The sequence below is a fragment of the Brevibacillus borstelensis genome (assembly GCF_003710865.1).
GTDB lineage: Bacteria > Bacillota > Bacilli > Brevibacillales > Brevibacillaceae > Brevibacillus > Brevibacillus borstelensis.
This window is the reverse complement of sequence record NZ_RHHO01000033.1, coordinates 116,073-136,460: the sequence shown is the minus strand read 5'-3', so window position 1 is coordinate 136,460 and position 20,388 is coordinate 116,073. Positions and strand designations below refer to the sequence as shown.

Genomic DNA, 20,388 nt, shown 5'->3' with positions numbered 1-20,388 from the left:
CTATAATCGTTTCGTCTTATGATGAAACGATGGAGGTAGGTTATGAAAACAAACGCACTCGCTCACAAAAGCATTCAGCCCAACATTTTGTATTACGGCACACCTGTCGTATTGCTGACAACCAAAAACGAAGACGGCTCGACCAATATCAGCCCGATCTCTTCTTCCTGGGCGCTCGGCGACTGCATCGTCATGGGCATCGGATACGGCGGAAAAGCAGTAGAGAACCTGCGTCAGCATCCCGAATGCGTGCTCAATCTTCCCGACCCTTCCCTGTGGAAACAGGTAGAATTGCTGGCGCCGCTCACCGGCAAGGACCCCGTTCCTTCCTATAAAGAGCAGATGGGCTTCCGCTATGAAAAGGACAAATTTGCGGCTGCCGGCTTCACGCCGATGCCTTCCGCTACCGTAGAGCCGAAGCGGATTCTCGAATGCCCGCTCCAGATAGAGGCCAAGGTCGTAAACATCCGCACGCCCGAGCACAGCCCGGATTTTGCCATTGTGGAAGTAAAGGCAGTCAAGGTGCACGCCTCAGAGGATATCGTCCTCGGAGAAAATTACATCGATCCTGCCTCCTGGTCTCCGCTCATTTACAATTTCCGCCATTACTTCGGCCTGGGCGCACAAATGGGAAAATCGTATCGCTCCGAGACCTGAAAACTCTTGCGATGCATCGGAAAAACAGGCTTCTCTACGCGATGCTCCTGCTCATGAAGCTGATCGGGCCGGCCAAAAAAAGGCAGCCGGGCGGAATTACATCCAAGCCTGGCTGCCTGCCAAATGCTATTCTTCAAAACCGACGATCATTTTTGCAAATCTATTTGCGATCCGCTCGGACAATGTCTTCGACTACGTGTTGGAGGCGTTTACGCGTTGGGGGAATCCGCCGGACGCACGTCATCCTGTCCCCAAAAAGCCCGCATGTGGACAATCTTTCCGTTCTCGTCGAAAGTCATCACATCGGTGACGTGAATCCCGACGGCACGGCCTTCCATTTCGGTGTGCACGATGAAGGTGACCGCTGCATGGTTGCTGAAAGAAGCGCGCGGCGGCGCAACCAGCTCGAGCTTGGCCCCGCCTGAGATGGCATAGCGGAAAAATTGCTCAAACTCTGCTCGTCCCCTCTTCGGCTCCAGACCGACCGGGTCTTCCACCGTCGCTTCCTCAGCGAACAACGCGAGAAGACGTTCCGCGTCACCGGCGTTGAATGCGTCTACATACGCAAGCAATGCTTGTTTCATCGTCGGGCTGTTGTTCATCTGTCGCACGCTCCCTTTTTGGTTCGTCCATCACTTTATTGACACGATGTTGATCATATCTTACCCCGATGAGAGAACATGCTCAACCGACAGCAGCAGCCGATTCGTCTAGTAAACAACAGCAGCGGCCCGTCTGTGCAAATAGACAAGAAATGTTCTATAAATAGAAGCAAAATGTCGAAAAACGGCTTGCCTTACGTATCCATCTGAACGTCATCCCAGTCGGCATCCATATAACGCACCAGCCAGTTCAGCGCTCTGTGCCTCTCCAGCACCACCTCGTCGTTTAAACCGCCTGCGACGGGACGATTGTTGATTCTCGCGTCTACACATGCCCAGTCGTAACGGTATATCAAATCTGCCTGGTCCAGGATTTCTGTTTTGCTGCGTACCGTCGCATTTTGGTAGAAGGCATCGTAGTTTTCGGCGAGACGCAGACAGTCAATGGCGGATTGCACATCGCATATGTCTGATGGGAAATCAAGCGTCTCCACGTAACCGAGCGCCCATAGAAGCACCCAGTAGCATTCGTACATCCATACCATCTGGATCGTGTCCGTCCGGTCGGGAGCATCGTTGTACAGGAAGGCCCGCTCTTTTTCCGTAAAGAATCCTTCCGCGCCGTATTGCTCGATGATTCCCTCGATAAACTCTCGCTCTTCCTCAACATTGCCATTCTCGGCAATGCCGCCGGAATAAACCGCGATCAGACACAGTGCGATTGCTCGCTGGACGATCTCATCCTTTGTCCGGATCACCGCATCTTCGTCCCCGACGATTACAGGAAGGTGATCAATCACCGGGATTCCCTGCTCCCTGAGAAGCTGCATGCTTCTCTGTTTGCGCGCCTCTCCCGATGGCGTGGGGTGTATATGTCCATCAATCAGATCAACACTGACAGTCAAGATAAAATCCTCCAGCTCTGATTCGCCTGCCGTGTCGAGAATGAGTTTGCCCTCTTTGTCGAGCATCTCGCCTGTAGGGAGGAAAACGATCCCATGCACGCTTCGGGCAATCTCCAGTATTTTTTGAAACGTTTCCTTGTCGATCCCGTCACTCGACACGATTCCTACTGCGACATTGAGAGCCGTGATTTGCATGAGCAGCTTCTGTTGAACACGCAGATGAGGCGTTTCAATCTGCGAAAAATAACCGTACATCCCTCTTTTCATCTGGTCAAACGCTTCCGGATCGAGGTCCTCTCTCAGCGTATTGAAGGTAATCGTGCTTTTGCTAAACCATTTTTTGCTGCTGACGGTCACAGCCCGGCCATCTGTTGAGACTTCAACCGTTTTTTCGGAAAACGCCTTCCGAATGGCATCCGTTACGCTTTCACGATCCTGAATGGAAACGTACAATGTACACTGCTGCATGGTAAACCCTCTCTTCCGGAAAATTGATTTACTATTTCTAAATTTGTTTCCTTCGCAACAACTGTGCTATCCTTTTTCCATATCCACCCTGAAGTTGTATATCAATCCATATATGTATCGGTTGGGAGAACATGATTATTGAGGTGAATAGATGAAAAACATTCTTTTGGAGGAATTATCCCCCTTTTGTCCTATCCAGGCCTTTGTAGAAGAATACGACGATTGCGTCTACTTTTACCTATGGGATTACCCCGGCGAGGAGTATGCCCGCATCCGCTCCTGCTGGGTCCGAAACTACAAAAAAGCGCCGGAATCGCTCGATCTGGAGGCGATGGAAAGCGGCAAAGGTCCGATGCTGCCGAGAGCCTTGTGCGCCCATCCCGAAGGTGCCGAAAGATTGGACCCCGATCACCTGTCTATCGTCTGGTTTGAGGAATGCGATGCTGCCGCCCTTCTTTACAAAGAGGAGATTCTCAGCGTCATCCCCGGATGGGCCGGCCCTTCGGACGACGGACGTTCCTTCTACCCTTCCTATGCCCGGGATTGCATCGGCGAGTCGGACCTGTGCTTTCCGCTGGGAACGTCCGAGACGAATGCACTGTATGAGCGCGTAGAGTCTGCCAAGCAGTTTTGGCAAAGCTGGGACGCGAATCCATGGACGCACCTGCAGCAGCAATACCTTGACGCCATCACCCGAGAGCTGGGCCCGATCGACAACTACTACGCGATCGACGGTGGCCATTGGCCGCCTAAAGCGATGGTCAAGATTGTCAAGGAAGAGATCACCTATGTCGTCACACTCGGCGTCTCCATCCTGCCGCAGCCCAAGGTCGAGCAGTATACGGAAACACCGGAGCGGCTACGGCGCTTTGAGCTCGCCTTTGCCTGCGAAACAGAGTGGCTCGCCAAAAACGAAAAGCAGATGCTGCAATACATCAGTGGGCAAACCTCGCTGCCCTGGTCATACCTCACCTTTTTCGCCCGCGGCCATACTATTCCTTGCCGCGAAATCGGCCAGATTCACGAGAGGTTCACATCTGTCCTGCTCGCCCAACCGGCGAATGCTCCTGCTATTTCTTTTCCGGACATGGGAGAAGACCCGGTCAACCTGCTCTGGATGATTCCGATAACCGATGAGGAAAGACAATTCGCCGAAAACCACGGGTCGGAAGCGCTGATCCAGAGGTCTGCCGGAAAAGATTTGTTGGTTTTCAATGGTGAATGCAAATTTTAAATGCAGGCGAATCTCTTTTTGAATGGACTCGGCAAAAGAAAACCCGTCTCTGCTGCAATCGCAAAGACGGGTCCTTCTATCCAAACAGATTAATTATCTTCTTGAGTCTCCTTATAGCAATCCATGCAAACAGAGTTGTTGTTTTCGATCTCATACTCCGTGAGCCGAGCCTTGCATTCCTTGCATTGCACTTCCGTTAACACCAGATTCAAGAGTATTTACCCCTTTCGATGCTTCCTGTGTACTTCACCCCCATTATATCCGATAAATGTGATCGTTTTTCTTGCAATGTGTTAAAATTTCATGAATCTTTGTAAAACAATTCAGTTTTGAAAAATCAGATATATCTCTGCGAAGAATATTTCCTCTCGGCACGAGGCTTTACCCACCCGAGACGACACAGCTCATTTATAATATGTCTCGTCTTTCTGTCAGCTACAAGCTCGTTTATGTCCGTACCCTTGATCAGCAAGCCGTACACCTTCAGATGTTTGGAAGTCAGCACGGGCACCCGCTGCATTTTACTGTCCAATGGAACCATGATGGTTTCGATCAATTGTCATCCCTCCGTTGACGAGCATGTTGTATATAAAAGTTAGAGATCGTGTGAACCAAGCATCATAAATTACATTGTACACAAACGAACTCATGTTCTCAAATGGTTCGCTGGTAAAAAGATTTCTATCGCATGACCCGACCACGATTGAATGGAGCTGCGAACATATGGCGAGAAAAACAGTTTTTCTCTTTTTGCTGATTTGTCTATTGGGCGGCATGCTCCTTTTTGCCGACCGCCCTGCCTTTCTTTATCCCGAACTGCCCTTTCCATCCGTTTCGAAACAGACGGTTGTATCCCAATTGCGAGAAGCAAACGGCCGGTTCAGAAAACTGGCAACCGAACGAAGCTATGTCTGGTACGGCATTGCTGCCCAAAGAGGAGCAGAAAAAGACAAGCTGATCGAAGAAATGGGCAAAGCGGGCTGGACTTTTTTACAGCAAGAAGGCTCGGGTTATTTTTTTCAGCAAGGGACGGAAAAGATCGTGATCACTTCAAGAATGTGGTCCGGCGATTTTGTCTTGTTCAAAGCACCCGTGACGGACCATCCGCTCTCTCTGTCAAACGAGTGAACCTGGCCCTGTTTGCAAAACCGTCTTGATTATGTGCGTATTTGTGAAATTGGTTCGGTACTCGATAGTGGTTTGCACTCGATATTGGTTCCGCACCCGACATTGGTTCGGTACACGAAAAAGGTCCGCATTCACGCGGACCTCTTGGCTGTACACCCCCGAGTGCTTGCCTATTCTTCTTTCACCGAACGAGCCGTTTCTGCCGCCTTTGCCAACACTTCCTTCAGCTTCTCCGCCGCCTTTTGCAATGCCGCGGGATCATTGGCTTGCAGGGCCTCAGCGATGGCTGGCAGAGGCTGCGCCGCATAACCGGTCGTAAGCCCCGGCGCCCATACCTGATGCTTATACCACGGACGGCCGGACAGCCCCTCTGGCTTGAGCAGGTCGCGCTCCTGCTGGAGCAGTGCCGCATTCAGCTTTGCCAAATCGCCGTACTCCTCTTCGGTTACGCCGTCTTCGATGATATTCGCCGCCTTCTCCTCAAGTGCAGCGGCCGCAGCCTGCCACTCCTGAGCCTGAGCGATCACCGGAGACAGATCGACACCGAGCGTTCCTTTATCGGCCAGCTCCTCCAGCATTGCCCGAACGTCGGCCGCATAATCGGAGTATTTGAACGGTATTACTTCCGCATTTGCCAAGCGAAGCGCTGTCATTCCGACCAAACGGGCACCGGCAGCATGATGCTCATAGCCGGGATCGGTAAACCTTTCCATCGCATCAAGGTTGTCATAGGCGCTGTGATAGAGCCCGCCAGCAGCGCCGAACCCCATATCGAGCGACGGCACGCCGAGGTGCTGGATAAACGGAGTGTAGTCCGACCCGCTGCCCAATTTTCCAATCGCCGGCTCTTTGCGTCCCGATCTCAAATACCAATCATCGTAGATCGACATGCCGCTTCTTGGCTCTGTTACTTCTTTCGTGATCTCGTATACGAGCTGCTTCAGTGAAGGCACCGCAGATGCGCCGAAGAACTGACCGCCCAATCCGTCCATGTTGATATAGGCGACGGCGTTTTTCGTCAATTCCTCGCGCTCATCCTCGGCCCATTCGACCGAGCCAAGCAAGCCGTATTCCTCCCCGTCCCATCCGGCCAGGACAATCGTGCGATCCGGCTGCCAGCCTTTTTTCGCCATTTCCCCGAGGACGCGGGCAATCTCCATCGTGGCCGTCCAGCCCGACAGATCGTCGCTTGTCCCTTTTACCCAAGTGTCACGGTGAGCCCCGATCACCACCATTTGCTCCGGATATTTTGCCCCGGGAATGCGGACGATCACGTCATTGACTGGCTGCTGCTTGTAATCGATGTCGAGGGAAATCTTTACTCTCGTCTGCCCCGGTCCGATCTTGTACGTAAACGGCAGACCTCCCTGCCAGGACTCCGGCGCTTCTTCTCCTTCCATCGCTTCCAGCAAGGAACGTGCCTCCCCGTAAGAGATCGGAGTCGTCGGGATCGTCGGCAGAGAATCCGCATCAGCCGGATCGATCCGTTTGGCATCGGGCGTTGACGGCTCTCCCGGGGTCAGCGGATCGCCCGGATATCGGAAAATGTACAGGATGCTTCCGCGCTGGATGGCGTCTGCAGGTCTCCATGGACCATCCGGATAGACGAGTCCCTTTATGTACCCGTCATCGGCCGGATCGCTGTACATCAGCATGCCGACGGCTCCCCTTTTCGCCGCTTGTTCCGGCTTGACGCCGCGGAAGTTGGCACCGTAGCGGGTGATGACGATCTTGTCTTTTACCGAAATGCCCCGTTTTTCCAGCTCTTCGAAATCCTCGGGCCTGCCGTAGTTGGCGTATACAAGCTCCGCCTCCACCTCGCCAGCGGGTGAATATGCGTTGTATCCCGGCACAATCTCGTTTGCGTGCTTCGTCCCTTTGGGCAGCTTCTCGATGACCTGCAGCTCGCGTTTTTGCGGATAGGTTTGCGTGACCGAAATCTTTTTGGGAACGGACATGTAGACATGATAGGTCTTCACTTCCGGCTGAAGCCCCGCCTTTTTCAACTCCCGCACGGCATACTCTACATTGGCCTCATTGCCGGGCGATCCCACCAGCGAGGAGCGTTCACTCAAATCTTTGGAATAGCGGGCCAGCGATTCCTTTTTGACCAGTTGGGCAAAAGTCTGTTCATACTCCAGTTGCCAATCCGCTTTTTCCGCTGAAAAGCCTGTTGCGGTTTTTGAAGCTGCTGTTGCCGATGCAGCGTATGTCAGCGACGGAACGGCTGACGTGAAGACCAGTGTCGAAGCAACAGTGAGACCCAATAACAGCGAAGAAACTTTCCTTGCGCATAAAGATGCAGATTCCAGCTTGCTCAATCAGACTCCCCCTTACCGCCATTAAATTTCTGATTAATCATAATAGTAGGTAAATTACCTGCAATAAAACATAGGTTGTTGGGTGTAATTCCCAGCAGTTGCTTCTGTCCTATTGACTCGTTGAAAAGCTTGAGAAGCAGGCAATTCCATGTAGCCCTAGGTTGAGGAAGAACGCAGGGCCTACACCCTTTTTCTCTGATCGACAGACATATGGCAGTTGTTCATCTATCGGTGAGAAGTATTCCATTCGATTCCTGATGAAGCATGACAAAACCGGAATCGCAAACAATCGGGCAGTCATCATCGGCAACCTTTCAAAAGCCAGAACACAATGCCTATGCTCACCGTAAGATACAGTAGGCAGTCTCAAAAACAGAAAGTGGAGGAGTGTTATGTACAGTTATTCAGAACAGGGCTTTCCCTATCCCTATCCAGTCGCGGATTCCGAGCAAGTGCACGCTCAACCGGCCCGGGCGATTGCCTGGATACAAGGGGGTCCCTTGGCGCCCAATCTCCAAGGCTATGTGACATTTACCGAAGTTCCTTATGGCACTGACGTTCTTGTCGAAGTAACCGGCTTTCCTCCCTACCGACCGGGATCAGCGGGCCGGCAGCCAATCGGGCCCCATGGCTTCCATATACATGATGGAACCACTTGCGAAATCGGCGATCCGCAGGACCCATTCAAGCGGGCGGGAGAACATTGGAATCCGACGAATCAGCCCCACGGCAATCACGCGAGCGATTTTCCCGTGCTGTTCTCCAACGATGGATACGCCCGCATGAGCTTTTTCACGAATCGGTTCCAGGTGAGAGACATCATCGGGAAAACGATCATCATCCATCAAAACCCGGACGACTATCGCACCCAGCCGGCAGGCAATTCCGGCAAGCGCTTGGCCTGCGGGATCATCCAGCCGTGGGAAGCGTAACGATACCGATACCTGCATACACGAAAAACAACTGAACAGGCGCCCTTTGTGGCAGCCTGTTTTTGTTCGTCAAAGTGCAATCCCTCCCGTTTGGTACATCAGCAGCGTGCTATAATCAAAAGGCTAACGTAATCATACTTGCACGTGGACAAATATAAACCAAAGAGGTGCAGGGATGGAAAAGGTCAATATTTCGCAAAAGTTTGCGCTGTTCCAGGAATACTGGAGTCCAAAGATTGTCGGCGACCTCAATGATTTCTACATCAAACTTGCCAAGTTTCAGGGAGAGTTCGTCTGGCATCATCATGAAGATGAGGATGAGCTTTTTCTGGTCGTCAAAGGAAGACTGCTGATGCATTTCCGCGACCGGGATGAATGGGTCGAGGAAGGCGAGTTTATCATCGTTCCCAAGGGCGTGGAGCACAAACCGTCCGTACCGGAAGGCGAATGCCACGTCATTCTGATCGAGCCGAAAAGCACATTGAACACAGGAAATGTGAACAACGAGAGGACCGTCGCCAAGCTGGATACCATTTAGACTGAAACCTGCAGCCGTCACAATCGTAAAGGATAGAGCAACCATTACCTGCGGGAGTGATGAACGTGTTTAAAAAACTGTTAAACAACCTGCTCGGCAAACATGGAACGACTCATTCACACAAATACCGCAAGTACAGCAGCAGCGATTACCATCACAGAAAAGGCCACAGCCATCCTCACGGAAACGGGCATGCCTACTACGGCAGCTCCTATTACAAAAAGAAGAAACGCTCCAGCAGCGGTTTTTTCAGCAGCTAGCCTGCAAGCCATATGCCTACTACCTCCGCAGTTTTTGGGCGGAGTTTATTTTTTGTCCGAAAAAAATCCCCCGCCGGAGCGAGGGAAGCACGGGACAGGCATGCCACAATCCCAAACAATTTTTATAAGTGAACAACGATAGACTTTTCGAGTTTAGACGTTAAACGTAAAATGTCAACCTTTACGCTTGAAGCAAACCCGCCGCCGATAGCCGCAGACAGGATGTCAGGCATTTTTTTCCTACTGCATGATATTGAGCAAAAACGTCAGCGTCCCCACGCTTATCAACGTTGTGACCAAAACACTGCTGGAGACGAATTGGGGGCGCATGTTGAACTGGATCGCATACATCGCTGTCGTGGCAGCCGATGGCATAGCGGCCAGAATGACCAGAACCTTTTGCAATAGCGGATCAATCGGAAAGCACAGACAGATGAGATATGCCAGGAGCGGCGAGGCCACCAGTCGAATCACGGTGGCCACACTCAAGCTTTGCCATTCAAAGGTGCTCGACGATACATTCGCCAGCTGCATCCCGAGGATCAGCATAACGGTAGGGATCGCCGCCTGCGCTACGAGATCGATCGCCTGGTAGTAGCTCTCCGGAATGACCACCTGGAACTGCTGCATCGCAACGGCCACGATGACCGCATAATTGGACGGCTGCTTCAATACCGCCTTGACCGCTGTTCTCGCCCCATTTTCCCCGCGAGAAGCAAAATAGACGCCGAACACGCCCATGATGATGGAATGAAACACCATGATTTGCACGGCGTAGTGAAAGCCCGTTTCCCCAAACGCGAAAAGAATGATCGGCGCTCCGTAGTTTCCGCTGTTCATGAAAGCCGTCGACAGCATCAACGCGCTTTCCTGCTGCTTGTCGTACTTGAAAAATCTTGCGGTCAGCTGCGTAATGACGATCAATCCGGCCAGAAGCAGCAGCGAAATGATCACAATGTAAAACAACTGCAGATCCAGCGGGGTTTTGTAAAACGTGCGGAACACCAGGGCGGTCGTCAAAACGTAAATGGCAAGCGTGGAGATCGGTTTTAGATCCAGCTTGAAAATGCGCTGCAAGACGTAGCCGCTCAAAAAAATAAGCAGAACGGGCAAAATGACTTCAAAAAAGATCATGATAGCAACCTACTTCCGAGTCGATTGTTGATTGAGAATAGTATACCAGACGAAGTTGCAAACCGCTGATTCTTCTTATGCCCGTTTTCCTTTCCAACGCGTTGTTCAAAGCAAGAAACAAAAACAAGTTTCCACACAATTCATATTTGACATATCGGAATTGCTGTATTTATAATTTACAATCAAAACACCACGCTTGGGGAGGATGAACATGGCAGCGAAAATTGTATTGGGACTTCTTTGCGGGCTCGCTCTCGGATTTGTCTTGCAGCGGGGACGGTTTTGCGTGGTCGGCGCCTATCGCGATGTCATTCTGGTCAAGGACAATCGCATGTTCATCGCCGTCTTGATTGCCATCGCCGTTCAGAGCATCGGCGTCTACGCTCTGGCCGGCCTCGGCCTGATCCAGCTTTCGGAAGTGCCGTTCACGTGGCTCGGAGCGACACTAGGCGGATTTATCTTCGGCCTGGGGATCGTCCTTGCCGGAGGGTGCGCAACCGGCACCTGGTACCGTGCGGGCGAAGGGCTACTAGGCAGCTGGATCGCGCTGTTCGCCTACATGCTGGGGACCGTGGCGACAAAATGGGGCGTTTTAAAGCCGGCTTCCGATGCCTTGACCGGACAAAAGAGCGAGGATGTGTTTATCTATACGACTCTGGGGATTTCCCCTTGGGTGCTCGTCGCCTTGTTTGCTGTTCTCGTCGGGCTGATCGTCTGGAGGCATTTGCGCCAGCCGTCCTTCGCCGTACCGACGTTGAAACGGCGAAAAACAGGGCTTGCCCATCTGCTGTTTGAAAAACGCTGGCATCCGTTTGTGACCGCACTGATCGTCGGCGTAATCGCCATTGCGGCATGGCCGATGAGCGAAGCTACCGGCCGCATGTTTGGACTGGGCATTACCACTCCGAGCGGCAACCTTTTGCGTTACATCACGACCGGCGACATCAAATTTCTCGACTGGGCTGTATTTCTGGTCATCGGCATCGCGCTTGGCTCCTACGTCGCTGCCAAGGGCAGCGGCGAGTTCCGCTGGCGGCTGCCTGACATCAAAACGATCCGGAACAACTTCTTTGGCGGCCTGTTCATGGGCTTCGGCGCCAGTATCGCCGGCGGCTGCACCATCGGAAACGGGCTGGTCAACACGTCGCTGTTCACCTGGCAGGGCTGGGTCGCCACCTTGTTCATCATTTTGGGCACCTGGGTTGCCACCTATTTTGTGATCATTCGCGGAAAACGCAAAGCCAACAGCGGAGCAGCCCCGAGCCAGTCGGTAGCGGTTTGACGATCGGTAGCAGATTGACGATCGTAAGCTTTACCCTCGCGAAACTGTGACTGCCGTGGGCTTTGGCAGTTAGCATTGCTGCGACCGGCTTTGCTGCCGACTGGTTTTGCTGCGGCCAGGCACAACGCTTTTACTGCCTCATACTCTTCTAAGAAAGGAAGAATCCGCATGAAAAAACATTTGCAGGTCATCGGCATGGTTTGCCCCTTCCCGCTGGTCGAAGCGGAAAGCGCCATTAGGGAGCTGGCGCCGGGACAGGAGCTGATCATCGATTTTGACTGCACGCAAGCGACAGAAAGCTTGCCCCGATGGGCCGTCAAAAACGGACATCAGGTCGTCTCCTTCGAACAAACCGATGATGCCCAGTGGCAAATCACGATACGCAAAGGCGCGGCAGGCTGAAGCTGCCGCGTCTTTTTGCTCTCGTATCCACCCTCAAAAGGCGCCTATCTTGCCTACGCCCGTTTCCGTTTTGGCTTCAGCCGCATGCCGCAATCACAAATAATGCTGTGCTTCAAATACCTGATTTCCGATTGGCAGACCGGACATAGCACCTTTTGAAGGTTCATCGTCTTTCACCTCTTCGTTATTTCCCGCTTTGCCAAACGGCTGAAGCAGACAGTCCCGACCGTCTTATTTCACTTCTTCCGGTACAGACAGGCCAAGTCCCTCGGCAACACGTGTTCCGTATTCGGGGTCCGCTTTGTAAAAGTGTCCGATTTGGCGAAGCTTGATTTCTTCTTTTGCCACCGGTTTCATCGCATTCACAATATTTTGAACCAGACGCGCGCGCTCATCCTCGCTCATCAGCCGGTACAAATCTCCGGCCTGCGTGTAGTGGTCATCCCGATCATAGGCGACGCTGTCGGCCAAGCCTGACACCGGATAAGCCGTTTGCTTGTGCTCGGGCGCCTCCGTCGGACCGCCGAAGCTGTTGGGCTCATAGTATACCGAGCCGCCGCCGTTCTGATCAAAACGCATCTGTCCGTCGCGTTGATAGTTGTTCACCTCGTTGCGCGGCCGGTTGATCGGCAGCATCTGGTGATTCGTCCCTACGCGGTAACGGTGTGCGTCATGGTAGGCAAACAGGCGTCCTTGCAGCATTTTGTCAGGAGACACTTCAATGCCGGGAACAAGCGTGCCGGGTGAAAATGTCGCTTGCTCAACCTCGGCAAAGTAGTTTTCCGGGTTGCGATTCAACACCATGCGCCCCACTTCGATCAGCGGATAGTCTTTTTGCGACCATACCTTCGTCACATCAAATGGGTCAAAGCGGTACGTATTGGCATCCTCCAGCGGCATGATCTGCACGTATAGCCTCCACGCAGGATAGTCGCCTTTTTCAATCGCATTGAACAGATCCTCTGTATGATAGTCAGGGTTTTCACCGGCAATTTGAGCCGCTGTTTCGGGCGTTAGATTCTTGATCCCTTGTTCCGTTTTGAAGTGGTATTTGACCCAGACGGCCTCTCCCTTTGCATTGACCCATTTAAAGGTATGGCTGCCAAAGCCGTGCATATGTCTGTAAGTAGCAGGGATGCCGCGGTCAGACATCAAGATCGTCACCTGATGCAAGGATTCTGGGGAAAGAGACCAGAAGTCCCATACCGCTGTCGGATTTTTCAAATGCGTTTTCGGATCCCTTTTTTGTGTATGGATGAAATCCGGGAACTTGATCGCGTCCCGAATAAAGAAAACAGGCGTGTTGTTCCCTACCAAATCATAGTTGCCTTCTTCTGTGTAAAATTTGACGGCAAAACCCCGAGGGTCGCGGACTGTATCGGCCGAGCCCAGCTCGCCTGCAACCGTCGAGAAGCGAACAAAGAGAGGTGTACGTTTGCCTACTTCTGACAAGAAAGCAGCTTTGGTGTACGCTGTCAGGTCATTTGTGACTTCAAAATAGCCATGCGCACCGGCGCCTTTGGCATGCACGACCCGTTCTGGCACGCGCTCCCGGTTGAAATGCGCCAATTTCTCAAGCAGATGCACATCCTGAATCAATGTGGGACCGCGGGAACCGGCTGTCATCGAATTTTGGTTGTCCCCGACCGGAGTACCCCAGCTAGTCGTCAGGTTGTTGTTCTTGTTTGCACTCATCACCTATTCACCTCACCAGTTTGTTCTTACAAAACAAATGATAACACTTCTCAAAATAAAATCAATACTTTTTTATAATAAATTTAAATAAGTAATTGTTACAATGATTGCTGTAAAAAAGCAAAAAAAAGCCCCCGCCAAAGCGGGGGGATGAAAAAGGTTGTTAACAGCGTATTTTTTATTATGCCCGGATCTTGCGATTTTATTCTCCAAACTGTGCTGAATCACAGTGCCAAACCCATCAGGTTTCGCATCAGAAACATTCGGGAATAGTTCGAGAAGAAGGAATGACAACCCCGTGCATGAAAAATTTGGGTTTCATCCTACTTTCAACTCTGGTAAAATTTGAGAATATATTTTTCTATTTTTCTAAAAGGGGCACACATCATGGTTACGCTAGAGAACAAATGGAGCCAACTCCTCGCGTTTTATGACCTGACAAAAGACGATCTGAATCTTTTGCATTCACATCGCGACTTTTTTCAGACTTACTCGGAAGAGATCGTAGACTGTTTCTATCAGGAGTTGGAGAGACACTCGATTCTCGACCAACTCATTCGTACCAACAGTACTGTAGACAGACTAAAGAAAACACAACTGCGGTACCTGGAATCTCTCTCTTCTACCGTCATTGATGCTGACTATATACACACTCGGCAAAAAATAGGCGCTATCCATGCCAAGATCGGGTTGTCCGCTTCCTGGTTTCTGGGCGGATACTCTCTCTATTTGCGCCTGTTTGCTGAAAGAATCCAAGCCTTGCCTGATGGGCATGCCTTTTATCGCGCGCTTAGCAAACGAGTTTTCTTTGATTCTGCCATCATTCTCGAGCAGTACATCGGGGATACCATGGAAGAAAATTTGGCATATCGCCAGCGGATGGAGCAAATGGCAACAGAGCTTACGACCACGACACAGGAAGCCGTTCGGATCTCTTCCGTATTTGCCGAGTCGGCTTCAAAGCTTGCCGAATGCAATGAAGAGATTGCCCTTTCCATGGATGTTCTGAAAACGCACAACGAAGAAATCGAAAAGCTCAGCGACTTCGTTTCGGAAGTCTCTTCGCAGACCAACTTGCTTGGACTCAATGCCGCCATAGAAGCTGCCAGAGCTGGCGAGCACGGCCGCGGCTTTACCGTCGTTGCGGATGAGGTGCGAAAATTGGCGGATAAATCGAATGCCTCCTCCAAACATATCCATCAATCTCTGCTGAAGATTACCAACCAATTGCAAAAAATTGACCAACAGATAGCCTTTTCCACTGTTTCTGCTGAACAGATGGCTGCTACCTCCGACCAGCTCTTTTCGATCATCCACACGCTGGATGAGATTTCGAACCGATTACATAACAAGCACCAATAAACGGCATGCGGCCATGGACTCATTGATTTCCTATGGCCGCTTGCTTTTTTGCAAAAAGCTCCGCTTCAGTCCCCAAATCACTTGTTTTGGGAGGAAGCCGCTCCTTTTGAGGACACTGCCACGACACACAGACCGCCTCCTTTTGAAACCTTTTTTTGGGTAATTTCGTATTTTTATGTATCAAATGACAGGGAGTGAATGGGTTTGAAATATAAAATCGGCGGGACGATTCTCACTTGTCCGTGCTGTCAAAACGACACGTTTGACAAGGACTATAGACAGTTAAACTCGCGGGGAGCTACCTTTTTCGGGCTGGATTGGGCAAACAAAGAGGCAGCCATCCTGATTTGCAAGCGGTGCACGTATATATCCTGGTTTATGGGTGATCCGTCAAAGGCATAATCAGTCGCGGGGCGAGCAGCCTGTAATGCTTCAAACAAACTCCCTGTGCTGTCCAGGCAGCGAGGGAGTTTGTTCTCTACCGATTTGCCAATTGCAAAATCCAGTCTTTCATATCGATGAGGCGCAGCGTTTTTGGCCGGGTGTCTGTTCCGGCTACAATCATCGGGACAAGCGAATCTTTTTCATGAAGCGAACCGTGAGCTCCTCCGCCGAGATGAGTGGGGGAGCTTTCCGTGACCAGTTCGTATCCGGGTTTGATCGTGACGACAACATACCTTCCTTCGTGAGAATGCACCGCACCGTACAGTCTCGCCAAAACATCCGGATACTTCCCGTATTTGATCCGCTTATTGGCAATCGCAATATCCGCCAGCTTCGGTTCTCCCGATATCGTCCATGTTTGCCCGTACTCATCCGTGTATCTTCCGCCGGGACGATAAGAAAACTGATCGCTGGTATTGCCTGCAGTAACCCGCACGTTTTTGCCGTCTTTCACGGCAATGATATCGAGCTTGTCCTCGGCCTGCAGCCGCTTCACGATGTCGGCTAACCGGACCTTCTTATCAATCGCATAGATGTAAGCCATGCGCTCGTTGGTGGAAATCACAACCTGATCCTCGGGCCTTACCGGTTGGCCGATTTTCGCGATCCGATACGGAGCCAATAGCGGTCTTAGGTCGACCGTCGCTTTGTCCCGGTCGTCGTACACGGCGCTCTGTGCACTGTCCCCCATAACGATCCAAACGGCGTTCTTCACCGCCCGATCCCACGAGCCGTAAGCGTTAAGCGCGACCTGCAGCGCCTGATCCGCTTTTGCTATCCCATCCAGGTTGGCGACGCCCCCTCTGTGGACGGTCATGTCATTCTCCGGGAAGTATGCGATTGTAAAAGGCGGAAGCTGTTTTTTCGTGATCAAATAGGCCACGTCATGACCGGAAAAATCATTGTTCATCCCGTACTTTTTCCACAGACGGTCGTGGCGGTTGTTCGGGTCCAGTTGTGCAAACGCCGCATAGGAAAGCCATTCAGGTCCCGTTACGTTCAATGCGTCTGGCATATGAGTGGCGGCTGAGATCCAGCCGGGGACTTTCAAGCTGTGTTCCGTTTTTCCCCGAAATACAATCGCATTGATCGACGCCGATTTTTTTCCCTTTTCCGCCAGCTCCTCATGAATCGTTTTCGTTTCCTTGTTCAATTGAACCTGGTTTAACTGCTGCACGGAGTCTATCAATACTTGCGGCTGATCGATTTTCATGGCCTCCTTTGGGCCGTTTCCATAGAAAATCATCCGCTTTTCTTTGCCGCTGTACCAGACAAGGCCCGGAACATGATGCCGATCTGCGTATGTCCCGGTCAATAAAGTGCTGTCGATGGTGACGGACATCGTCGGAAACGAGCTGACGACCTTCGGAAAGTAGTGCCCGTTCGCTAGCAAATGCTTCAAAGCGGGGGCGCGGCCTTGCCGAATCGCTTCCCGCAATGGCTTGTCCATCAACGAATCAATGACAATCAGTATGACGGGTTTTGCCGTTTGATTGGCAGACGCCGGGGATTTGACGCTTTGCTGGTTTAGCTGCTGGCCGGGGTCTGTCCGGCAACCGATGGTCAACAGGCACAGGCTGACGGCGAGCAATAAAGAAACCCTATCCTTGATCTTCATGAGCCCACCCTTTTTAACCATAAAATTTCCCAACGCAATATTTCTATGCAGCGATGCTGCCCATACAGTCAATTTAGACTCGGTTGGACAAACCCGTTCCTCCTACAACATTTCCCGGCATTTGACGCATACTGAAGCTATTAGGAGGGTGCAGAGCATGGAAGACAACGAAACGAAGAAAACGATGCGGTTCTGGATTTTTTCGGGCATTGCCGCGATAGCCGCTTCTCAATTGCCGCTGCTGTTCAGAAAGAAACAACCAAAGGAACAAGAAAAGAACCAGGGTCAGGAACAAGTACAAGCAAAGCAGCAGGGAAATAGCACAATATGGGCGGTGCTGCTCCTGCTAGGTGCTGCCGTGGCTGGGGTGATTCTCTGGCTGTTCGCTGTCAAGCTGTAGTGGCAGTACCCGCCTGCCCAATAAAAAATCCCTGAGCGCAACCGCCAGGGAGAAGAGGCAAACGGATGGCAGCTATTTCCGATAACGAAAACGGAATGTGCACACAGGTCATCGCCTGCGAGAAAGCTCAACGGATCATCTACGCTGGCTGCTTGGACGACTCCTGCGCCTCATGTTTACCGCCAAATTTAAAAACGATGATACTGCCGACGAGGACCAGCACGCCGACCACCTGTTTGAAAGTAAACGGGACTTGCTCCAAACCGAACCAGCCTAGAGAGACCCACAATAACGCAAATCCGAGCTGCGCTGACAAAACGACCGAGCTGGCGTACGTTGGGCCGAGCAGCCTGATCCCCTGCACCAGACAAATGACTACTCCAACTCCGATCAAACCGCTAAACCAGTACCAGGGCTGCATCTTTTCCAAGACAGACAGCTCTGCGCCTTCAAATAGCAGACCGATCACAAGCGAAGCCAAAAATCCCATGCCTAATACGAGCGCCGTGGTTGCCCAGGATCCCGCTCGTTCATTTACCTTGCTGTTGAAAATATTTTGCAGACTGACCAGCGAACCTGCGAGAACTGCAAGTATCCGTCCCGATATCATACGCTTTCCTCTCCCGTGATTGCACCCTGGATGATGATTGATCGCCGCCCTGCTCTTCTGAAGCCTATTGCCATGTGTCTATTCGTAAATATTATCGCCTGCCAGCGCTCTTACCCCTTCCTTGTCCGCAACCAGGATGTACTCTTTGCTGCGTTCGATCAGACCCTCCGTGCAAAACTGCCGGATGACCCTGTTCAGATGTCGGTAGCTGGTTCCGATTGAGTTCGCGGCATCCCTCAGACTGGCCGTGCTCAATTGCCCTTGAAACCGGGAATCGGCTGCATCAAAGCAGACAGACAACAGATAACTGGCCAATCTCACTTCCACGGGGTGCATCCGATTCCCCTGTTCACCCTTTACACACATTTGGGCTCCTGCACATACCCTGAAGTGTGCAAAGGGAGGGAATGACATGAAAAACAAAGTCGATGTACAAAGTGACATTATGTTTGAACATAGATTTTGGCTGCAAATACTCGGCGATCATGCCCGGTTTATTCATCAGTCACTGGCGCCAAAAGAGACCCGTGAGATTGAGCAAGCAAGCCACTTTATCAAGTCCTTTGACAAGCTGCTTGAATACGCACGCCAAAATCTCTCTGGCGAGGACATTCATTTGCTGAATCAACAGGCGAGCCTCTTCACGGAGAAATTGCGTGAATTTAAGCTTCATCTATTGGAGCGGCATCTTGTCGGAAAGATTGCGATCAGCCTGCCTCCCACTTTTTTAAACCACATGGTAAACGAATTGGAGGAATACGAACGAATCCTCAACGATGTCCTTTCCGGAAGCGGAGCTCCCACTTTTCATGCCGTTCATTATCATCTGCTGTGGCTGTCTGACGCTGCCGGGCATGCTGCTACGATCAGTTCGCTTCTGGACATGGTGGAACATGACTATAAGCAAAAAAGCAATCATTTTACGAAGCAGTTTGAACATTTTTATCTAAAAGCCGTTGAATTGGCCGGATATCTCCGTACCCATTTGCAAAGCTTTCCTGCGCTAAGCCGTTTCCATCACCAGGCAGAAATGGAGATTCAGCTTTTCCAATCCTTCTTGCATGAATTGACGGAAATGCGCTTGCGGGATGAAGTATTGGTCGTGCTGTCTCCGCTGATGGCCGACCACATGTCGCGGGAGGAGTGTTATTACTTGCTGAAGCTGTCTGAGGTATCGGATGTGAAAATGCCGGACTGTTATCCTACGAGGCCGAGGATTGAACAGTAGAAGTCCCGCTATGGTTCAAAAAAAAGAGGCGGTTTCTCCGCCTCCTTTCTACGTCTATTTAATCCCACGCAAAACGCTGCTCCTTCCAGGGATCGCCATACATATGATACCCGTTTTTCTCCCAGAAGCCCTGCTTGTCACGCTCCAAAAACTCGATGCCGCGCACCCACTTTGCACTCTTCCAGAAATACAGGTGAGGAATGACAAAACGGAGCGGCCAGCCGTGGTCCGGCGTCAGTTCCTCGCCGTTATGCTTGTTGGCAAATAGATTGCCCGGCGTCAAAAAGTCGCTGAGCGGCATGTTGGCTGTCCAGCCGTGCTCCGCGTGAAGCATGACGTATTTGGCCTCCGGCTTGACCTTGACGAGCTTGACGATCTCTTCTACGGGGATGCCTTCCCAGACGTTGTCCAGCTTGCTCCAGCCTGTAACGCAGTGAATGTCGTTCGTGGTCGTTCCTTTTGGAAGAGCCATCATCTGCTCGTACGACAATGTCACTTCCTCTTCCACGAGCCCGAAGATGCGGAAGCTCCACTGCGCAGCAAGATCGGTGTACTCCGGCACTTCGCCGTAATGCAATACAGGGAAGCCGGTCGTCACCTTTTGATTCGGTGGGACACGGTCATTTTTTGCCTCTGCTGTCTTGTTGTAAAACATCTGACTTCACTCCTTCGCCGAAACCATTCCACGGTTGTTTTTGTGCAGCCATTACTTCTTGCCAATGCGTAAAAGAGCGTGGTCCACCTTTATGCACAGATCCATAATGACGTCGATGCCTTCCTTGGACACCTGCTCTGCCGCCTGCTCGTTGGAGATGCCCTGCTGCAGCCAAAATGCCTTCGGCTTATGCTTCATCTTCAGCGTTTCTTCGGCCACGGGAGGAATATCCTCGCTGCGGCGGAAGACGTTTACAATGTCGACAGGCTCGTCGATGTCGGTAAGCGAGGCGACGACTTTTTCACCCAGTACCGTTTTTCCCGCGATCACCGGATTGACCGGGATGATCTTGTAGCCAGCGCTCTGCATGGCTGCCGCTACCATGTGACTGGTCCGATCCGGCTTGTCGGAAAGACCTACGACTGCGATTGTGTTTGCCTCCTGCAGGAGCTGGCGGCGTTTTTCATCGCTTGGATTTTGGAACATGGATAACTTCCTCCTTCATTCCGCTAT

22 protein-coding genes and 1 pseudogene are annotated in these 20,388 nt (G+C 51.6%); 12 read left to right on the top strand and 11 right to left on the bottom strand.

All coding sequences use genetic code 11. The features are described 5' to 3' along the window. Nucleotides 1–42 precede the first annotated feature (42 nt). Nucleotides 43–657 carry a flavin reductase family protein gene (locus EDM54_RS16695; RefSeq protein WP_122958478.1) on the top strand — a complete coding sequence of 205 codons (615 nt, stop codon included), beginning with the start codon at nt 43–45 and terminating at the stop codon, nt 655–657. A 209-nt stretch (nt 658–866) separates the two neighbouring features. On the opposite strand, the gene EDM54_RS16690 is transcribed toward EDM54_RS16695, so the two are convergent. Together EDM54_RS16690 and EDM54_RS16685 are read right to left on the bottom strand one after the other, a co-directional pair. Next, entirely contained in the window at nt 867–1,259 is a 393-nt protein-coding gene (locus EDM54_RS16690) for a nuclear transport factor 2 family protein (protein ID WP_122958477.1), read from the bottom strand. 194 nt (nt 1,260–1,453) lie between these two features. Then, nucleotides 1,454–2,632 (bottom strand): DUF4272 domain-containing protein, encoded by a 1,179-nt coding sequence (locus EDM54_RS16685; protein ID WP_122958476.1) that lies wholly within the window; start codon nt 2,630–2,632, stop codon nt 1,454–1,456. 151 nt (nt 2,633–2,783) lie between these two features. Here EDM54_RS16685 and EDM54_RS16680 point away from each other — a divergent pair, with 151 nt between their 5' ends. Further along, nucleotides 2,784–3,866 carry a suppressor of fused domain protein gene (locus EDM54_RS16680; protein WP_122958475.1) on the top strand — a complete coding sequence of 361 codons (1,083 nt, stop codon included), beginning with the start codon at nt 2,784–2,786 and terminating at the stop codon, nt 3,864–3,866. A gap of 337 nt (nt 3,867–4,203) precedes the next feature. Here EDM54_RS16680 and EDM54_RS16675 read toward each other — a convergent pair whose 3' ends face one another. Beyond that, on the bottom strand, nt 4,204–4,422 hold the full coding sequence (locus EDM54_RS16675) for a hypothetical protein (protein WP_003389632.1): 219 nt from the start codon (nt 4,420–4,422) through the stop codon (nt 4,204–4,206). A 167-nt stretch (nt 4,423–4,589) separates the two neighbouring features. Here EDM54_RS16675 and EDM54_RS16670 point away from each other — a divergent pair, with 167 nt between their 5' ends. Further along, complete coding sequence (locus EDM54_RS16670) at nt 4,590–4,994, top strand: hypothetical protein (RefSeq protein WP_003389633.1); 405 nt, start codon at nt 4,590–4,592, stop codon at nt 4,992–4,994. A 170-nt stretch (nt 4,995–5,164) separates the two neighbouring features. Here EDM54_RS16670 and EDM54_RS16665 read toward each other — a convergent pair whose 3' ends face one another. Then, entirely contained in the window at nt 5,165–7,315 is a 2,151-nt protein-coding gene (locus EDM54_RS16665) for a M28 family metallopeptidase (RefSeq protein WP_122958474.1), read from the bottom strand. A gap of 392 nt (nt 7,316–7,707) precedes the next feature. Here EDM54_RS16665 and EDM54_RS16660 point away from each other — a divergent pair, with 392 nt between their 5' ends. From EDM54_RS16660 to EDM54_RS16650, 3 genes are all read left to right on the top strand, one after another. After that, nucleotides 7,708–8,247, top strand: coding sequence for a superoxide dismutase family protein (locus EDM54_RS16660; RefSeq protein ID WP_122958473.1), 540 nt, complete (start codon nt 7,708–7,710; stop codon nt 8,245–8,247). Nucleotides 8,248–8,422: 175 nt separating this feature from the next. Next, on the top strand, nt 8,423–8,785 hold the full coding sequence (locus EDM54_RS16655; protein ID WP_024983454.1) for a cupin domain-containing protein: 363 nt from the start codon (nt 8,423–8,425) through the stop codon (nt 8,783–8,785). 59 nt (nt 8,786–8,844) lie between these two features. Beyond that, nucleotides 8,845–9,045: a hypothetical protein gene (locus EDM54_RS16650; RefSeq protein ID WP_003389641.1), complete on the top strand. Its 201-nt coding sequence runs from the start codon at nt 8,845–8,847 to the stop codon at nt 9,043–9,045. A gap of 240 nt (nt 9,046–9,285) precedes the next feature. Here the strand turns inward: EDM54_RS16650 and EDM54_RS16645 are convergent, their stop codons facing one another. Next, on the bottom strand, nt 9,286–10,179 hold the full coding sequence (locus EDM54_RS16645; RefSeq protein WP_003389642.1) for an AEC family transporter: 894 nt from the start codon (nt 10,177–10,179) through the stop codon (nt 9,286–9,288). Between the two features lie 211 nt (nt 10,180–10,390). On the opposite strand from EDM54_RS16645, the gene EDM54_RS16640 reads away from it, so the two are divergent. Further along, nucleotides 10,391–11,461 (top strand): YeeE/YedE family protein, encoded by a 1,071-nt coding sequence (locus tag EDM54_RS16640; RefSeq protein WP_031931936.1) that lies wholly within the window; start codon nt 10,391–10,393, stop codon nt 11,459–11,461. Nucleotides 11,462–11,629: 168 nt separating this feature from the next. Beyond that, complete coding sequence (locus EDM54_RS16635) at nt 11,630–11,863, top strand: sulfurtransferase TusA family protein (RefSeq protein ID WP_024983458.1); 234 nt, start codon at nt 11,630–11,632, stop codon at nt 11,861–11,863. A gap of 231 nt (nt 11,864–12,094) precedes the next feature. Here the strand turns inward: EDM54_RS16635 and katA are convergent, their stop codons facing one another. After that, nucleotides 12,095–13,558: a catalase KatA gene (gene katA, locus EDM54_RS16630; protein ID WP_122958472.1), complete on the bottom strand. Its 1,464-nt coding sequence runs from the start codon at nt 13,556–13,558 to the stop codon at nt 12,095–12,097. A gap of 387 nt (nt 13,559–13,945) precedes the next feature. On the opposite strand from katA, the gene EDM54_RS27240 reads away from it, so the two are divergent. Together EDM54_RS27240 and EDM54_RS16620 are read left to right on the top strand one after the other, a co-directional pair. Further along, nucleotides 13,946–14,920, top strand: coding sequence for a globin-coupled sensor protein (locus EDM54_RS27240; protein ID WP_003389646.1), 975 nt, complete (start codon nt 13,946–13,948; stop codon nt 14,918–14,920). Between the two features lie 204 nt (nt 14,921–15,124). Further along, entirely contained in the window at nt 15,125–15,322 is a 198-nt protein-coding gene (locus EDM54_RS16620; protein WP_081607785.1) for a hypothetical protein, read from the top strand. A gap of 76 nt (nt 15,323–15,398) precedes the next feature. Here the strand turns inward: EDM54_RS16620 and EDM54_RS16615 are convergent, their stop codons facing one another. Then, the gene (locus tag EDM54_RS16615) at nt 15,399–16,982 is read right to left on the bottom strand and encodes an alkaline phosphatase family protein (RefSeq protein WP_122958525.1); all 1,584 of its coding nucleotides are present in this window, start codon (nt 16,980–16,982) and stop codon (nt 15,399–15,401) included. A gap of 157 nt (nt 16,983–17,139) precedes the next feature. On the opposite strand from EDM54_RS16615, the gene EDM54_RS16610 reads away from it, so the two are divergent. Further along, nucleotides 17,140–17,382 carry a hypothetical protein gene (locus EDM54_RS16610; RefSeq protein ID WP_122958471.1) on the top strand — a complete coding sequence of 81 codons (243 nt, stop codon included), beginning with the start codon at nt 17,140–17,142 and terminating at the stop codon, nt 17,380–17,382. Nucleotides 17,383–17,521: 139 nt separating this feature from the next. On the opposite strand, the gene EDM54_RS16605 is transcribed toward EDM54_RS16610, so the two are convergent. Then, nucleotides 17,522–17,992, bottom strand: coding sequence for a DMT family transporter (locus EDM54_RS16605; RefSeq protein ID WP_024983121.1), 471 nt, complete (start codon nt 17,990–17,992; stop codon nt 17,522–17,524). Between the two features lie 78 nt (nt 17,993–18,070). After that, a pseudogene (locus EDM54_RS16600) lies at nt 18,071–18,334 on the bottom strand (helix-turn-helix domain-containing protein); the annotation flags it as partial. Between the two features lie 70 nt (nt 18,335–18,404). On the opposite strand from EDM54_RS16600, the gene EDM54_RS16595 reads away from it, so the two are divergent. Next, nucleotides 18,405–19,220 carry a DUF2935 domain-containing protein gene (locus tag EDM54_RS16595; RefSeq protein ID WP_122958470.1) on the top strand — a complete coding sequence of 272 codons (816 nt, stop codon included), beginning with the start codon at nt 18,405–18,407 and terminating at the stop codon, nt 19,218–19,220. A 58-nt stretch (nt 19,221–19,278) separates the two neighbouring features. Here the strand turns inward: EDM54_RS16595 and EDM54_RS16590 are convergent, their stop codons facing one another. Both EDM54_RS16590 and EDM54_RS16585 read right to left on the bottom strand, forming a co-directional pair. Then, a complete protein-coding gene (locus EDM54_RS16590) occupies nt 19,279–19,875 on the bottom strand; it encodes a sulfite oxidase-like oxidoreductase (RefSeq protein ID WP_003389653.1) in 597 nt (198 codons plus the stop codon). A gap of 51 nt (nt 19,876–19,926) precedes the next feature. Next, nucleotides 19,927–20,361, bottom strand: a complete 435-nt coding sequence (locus EDM54_RS16585; RefSeq protein ID WP_003389655.1) for a CoA-binding protein — start codon at nt 20,359–20,361, stop codon at nt 19,927–19,929. Nucleotides 20,362–20,388: the final 27 nt, after the last annotated feature.

What these genes read in the sequence shown, in the direction of transcription:
- EDM54_RS16695 (WP_122958478.1), top strand. Translation starts at nt 43, where the DNA reads ATGAAAACAAACGCACTCGCTCACAAAAGCATTCAGCCCAACATTTTG.
- EDM54_RS16690 (WP_122958477.1), bottom strand. Translation starts at nt 1,259, where the DNA reads ATGAACAACAGCCCGACGATGAAACAAGCATTGCTTGCGTATGTAGAC.
- EDM54_RS16685 (WP_122958476.1), bottom strand. Translation starts at nt 2,632, where the DNA reads ATGCAGCAGTGTACATTGTACGTTTCCATTCAGGATCGTGAAAGCGTA.
- EDM54_RS16680 (WP_122958475.1), top strand. Translation starts at nt 2,784, where the DNA reads ATGAAAAACATTCTTTTGGAGGAATTATCCCCCTTTTGTCCTATCCAG.
- EDM54_RS16670 (WP_003389633.1), top strand. Translation starts at nt 4,590, where the DNA reads ATGGCGAGAAAAACAGTTTTTCTCTTTTTGCTGATTTGTCTATTGGGC.
- EDM54_RS16660 (WP_122958473.1), top strand. Translation starts at nt 7,708, where the DNA reads ATGTACAGTTATTCAGAACAGGGCTTTCCCTATCCCTATCCAGTCGCG.
- EDM54_RS16655 (WP_024983454.1), top strand. Translation starts at nt 8,423, where the DNA reads ATGGAAAAGGTCAATATTTCGCAAAAGTTTGCGCTGTTCCAGGAATAC.
- EDM54_RS16650 (WP_003389641.1), top strand. Translation starts at nt 8,845, where the DNA reads ATGAACGTGTTTAAAAAACTGTTAAACAACCTGCTCGGCAAACATGGA.
- EDM54_RS16645 (WP_003389642.1), bottom strand. Translation starts at nt 10,179, where the DNA reads ATGATCTTTTTTGAAGTCATTTTGCCCGTTCTGCTTATTTTTTTGAGC.
- EDM54_RS16640 (WP_031931936.1), top strand. Translation starts at nt 10,391, where the DNA reads ATGGCAGCGAAAATTGTATTGGGACTTCTTTGCGGGCTCGCTCTCGGA.
- EDM54_RS16635 (WP_024983458.1), top strand. Translation starts at nt 11,630, where the DNA reads ATGAAAAAACATTTGCAGGTCATCGGCATGGTTTGCCCCTTCCCGCTG.
- katA (WP_122958472.1), bottom strand. Translation starts at nt 13,558, where the DNA reads ATGAGTGCAAACAAGAACAACAACCTGACGACTAGCTGGGGTACTCCG.
- EDM54_RS27240 (WP_003389646.1), top strand. Translation starts at nt 13,946, where the DNA reads ATGGTTACGCTAGAGAACAAATGGAGCCAACTCCTCGCGTTTTATGAC.
- EDM54_RS16615 (WP_122958525.1), bottom strand. Translation starts at nt 16,982, where the DNA reads ATGAAGATCAAGGATAGGGTTTCTTTATTGCTCGCCGTCAGCCTGTGC.
- EDM54_RS16610 (WP_122958471.1), top strand. Translation starts at nt 17,140, where the DNA reads ATGGAAGACAACGAAACGAAGAAAACGATGCGGTTCTGGATTTTTTCG.
- EDM54_RS16605 (WP_024983121.1), bottom strand. Translation starts at nt 17,992, where the DNA reads ATGATATCGGGACGGATACTTGCAGTTCTCGCAGGTTCGCTGGTCAGT.
- EDM54_RS16595 (WP_122958470.1), top strand. Translation starts at nt 18,405, where the DNA reads ATGAAAAACAAAGTCGATGTACAAAGTGACATTATGTTTGAACATAGA.
- EDM54_RS16590 (WP_003389653.1), bottom strand. Translation starts at nt 19,875, where the DNA reads ATGTTTTACAACAAGACAGCAGAGGCAAAAAATGACCGTGTCCCACCG.
- EDM54_RS16585 (WP_003389655.1), bottom strand. Translation starts at nt 20,361, where the DNA reads ATGTTCCAAAATCCAAGCGATGAAAAACGCCGCCAGCTCCTGCAGGAG.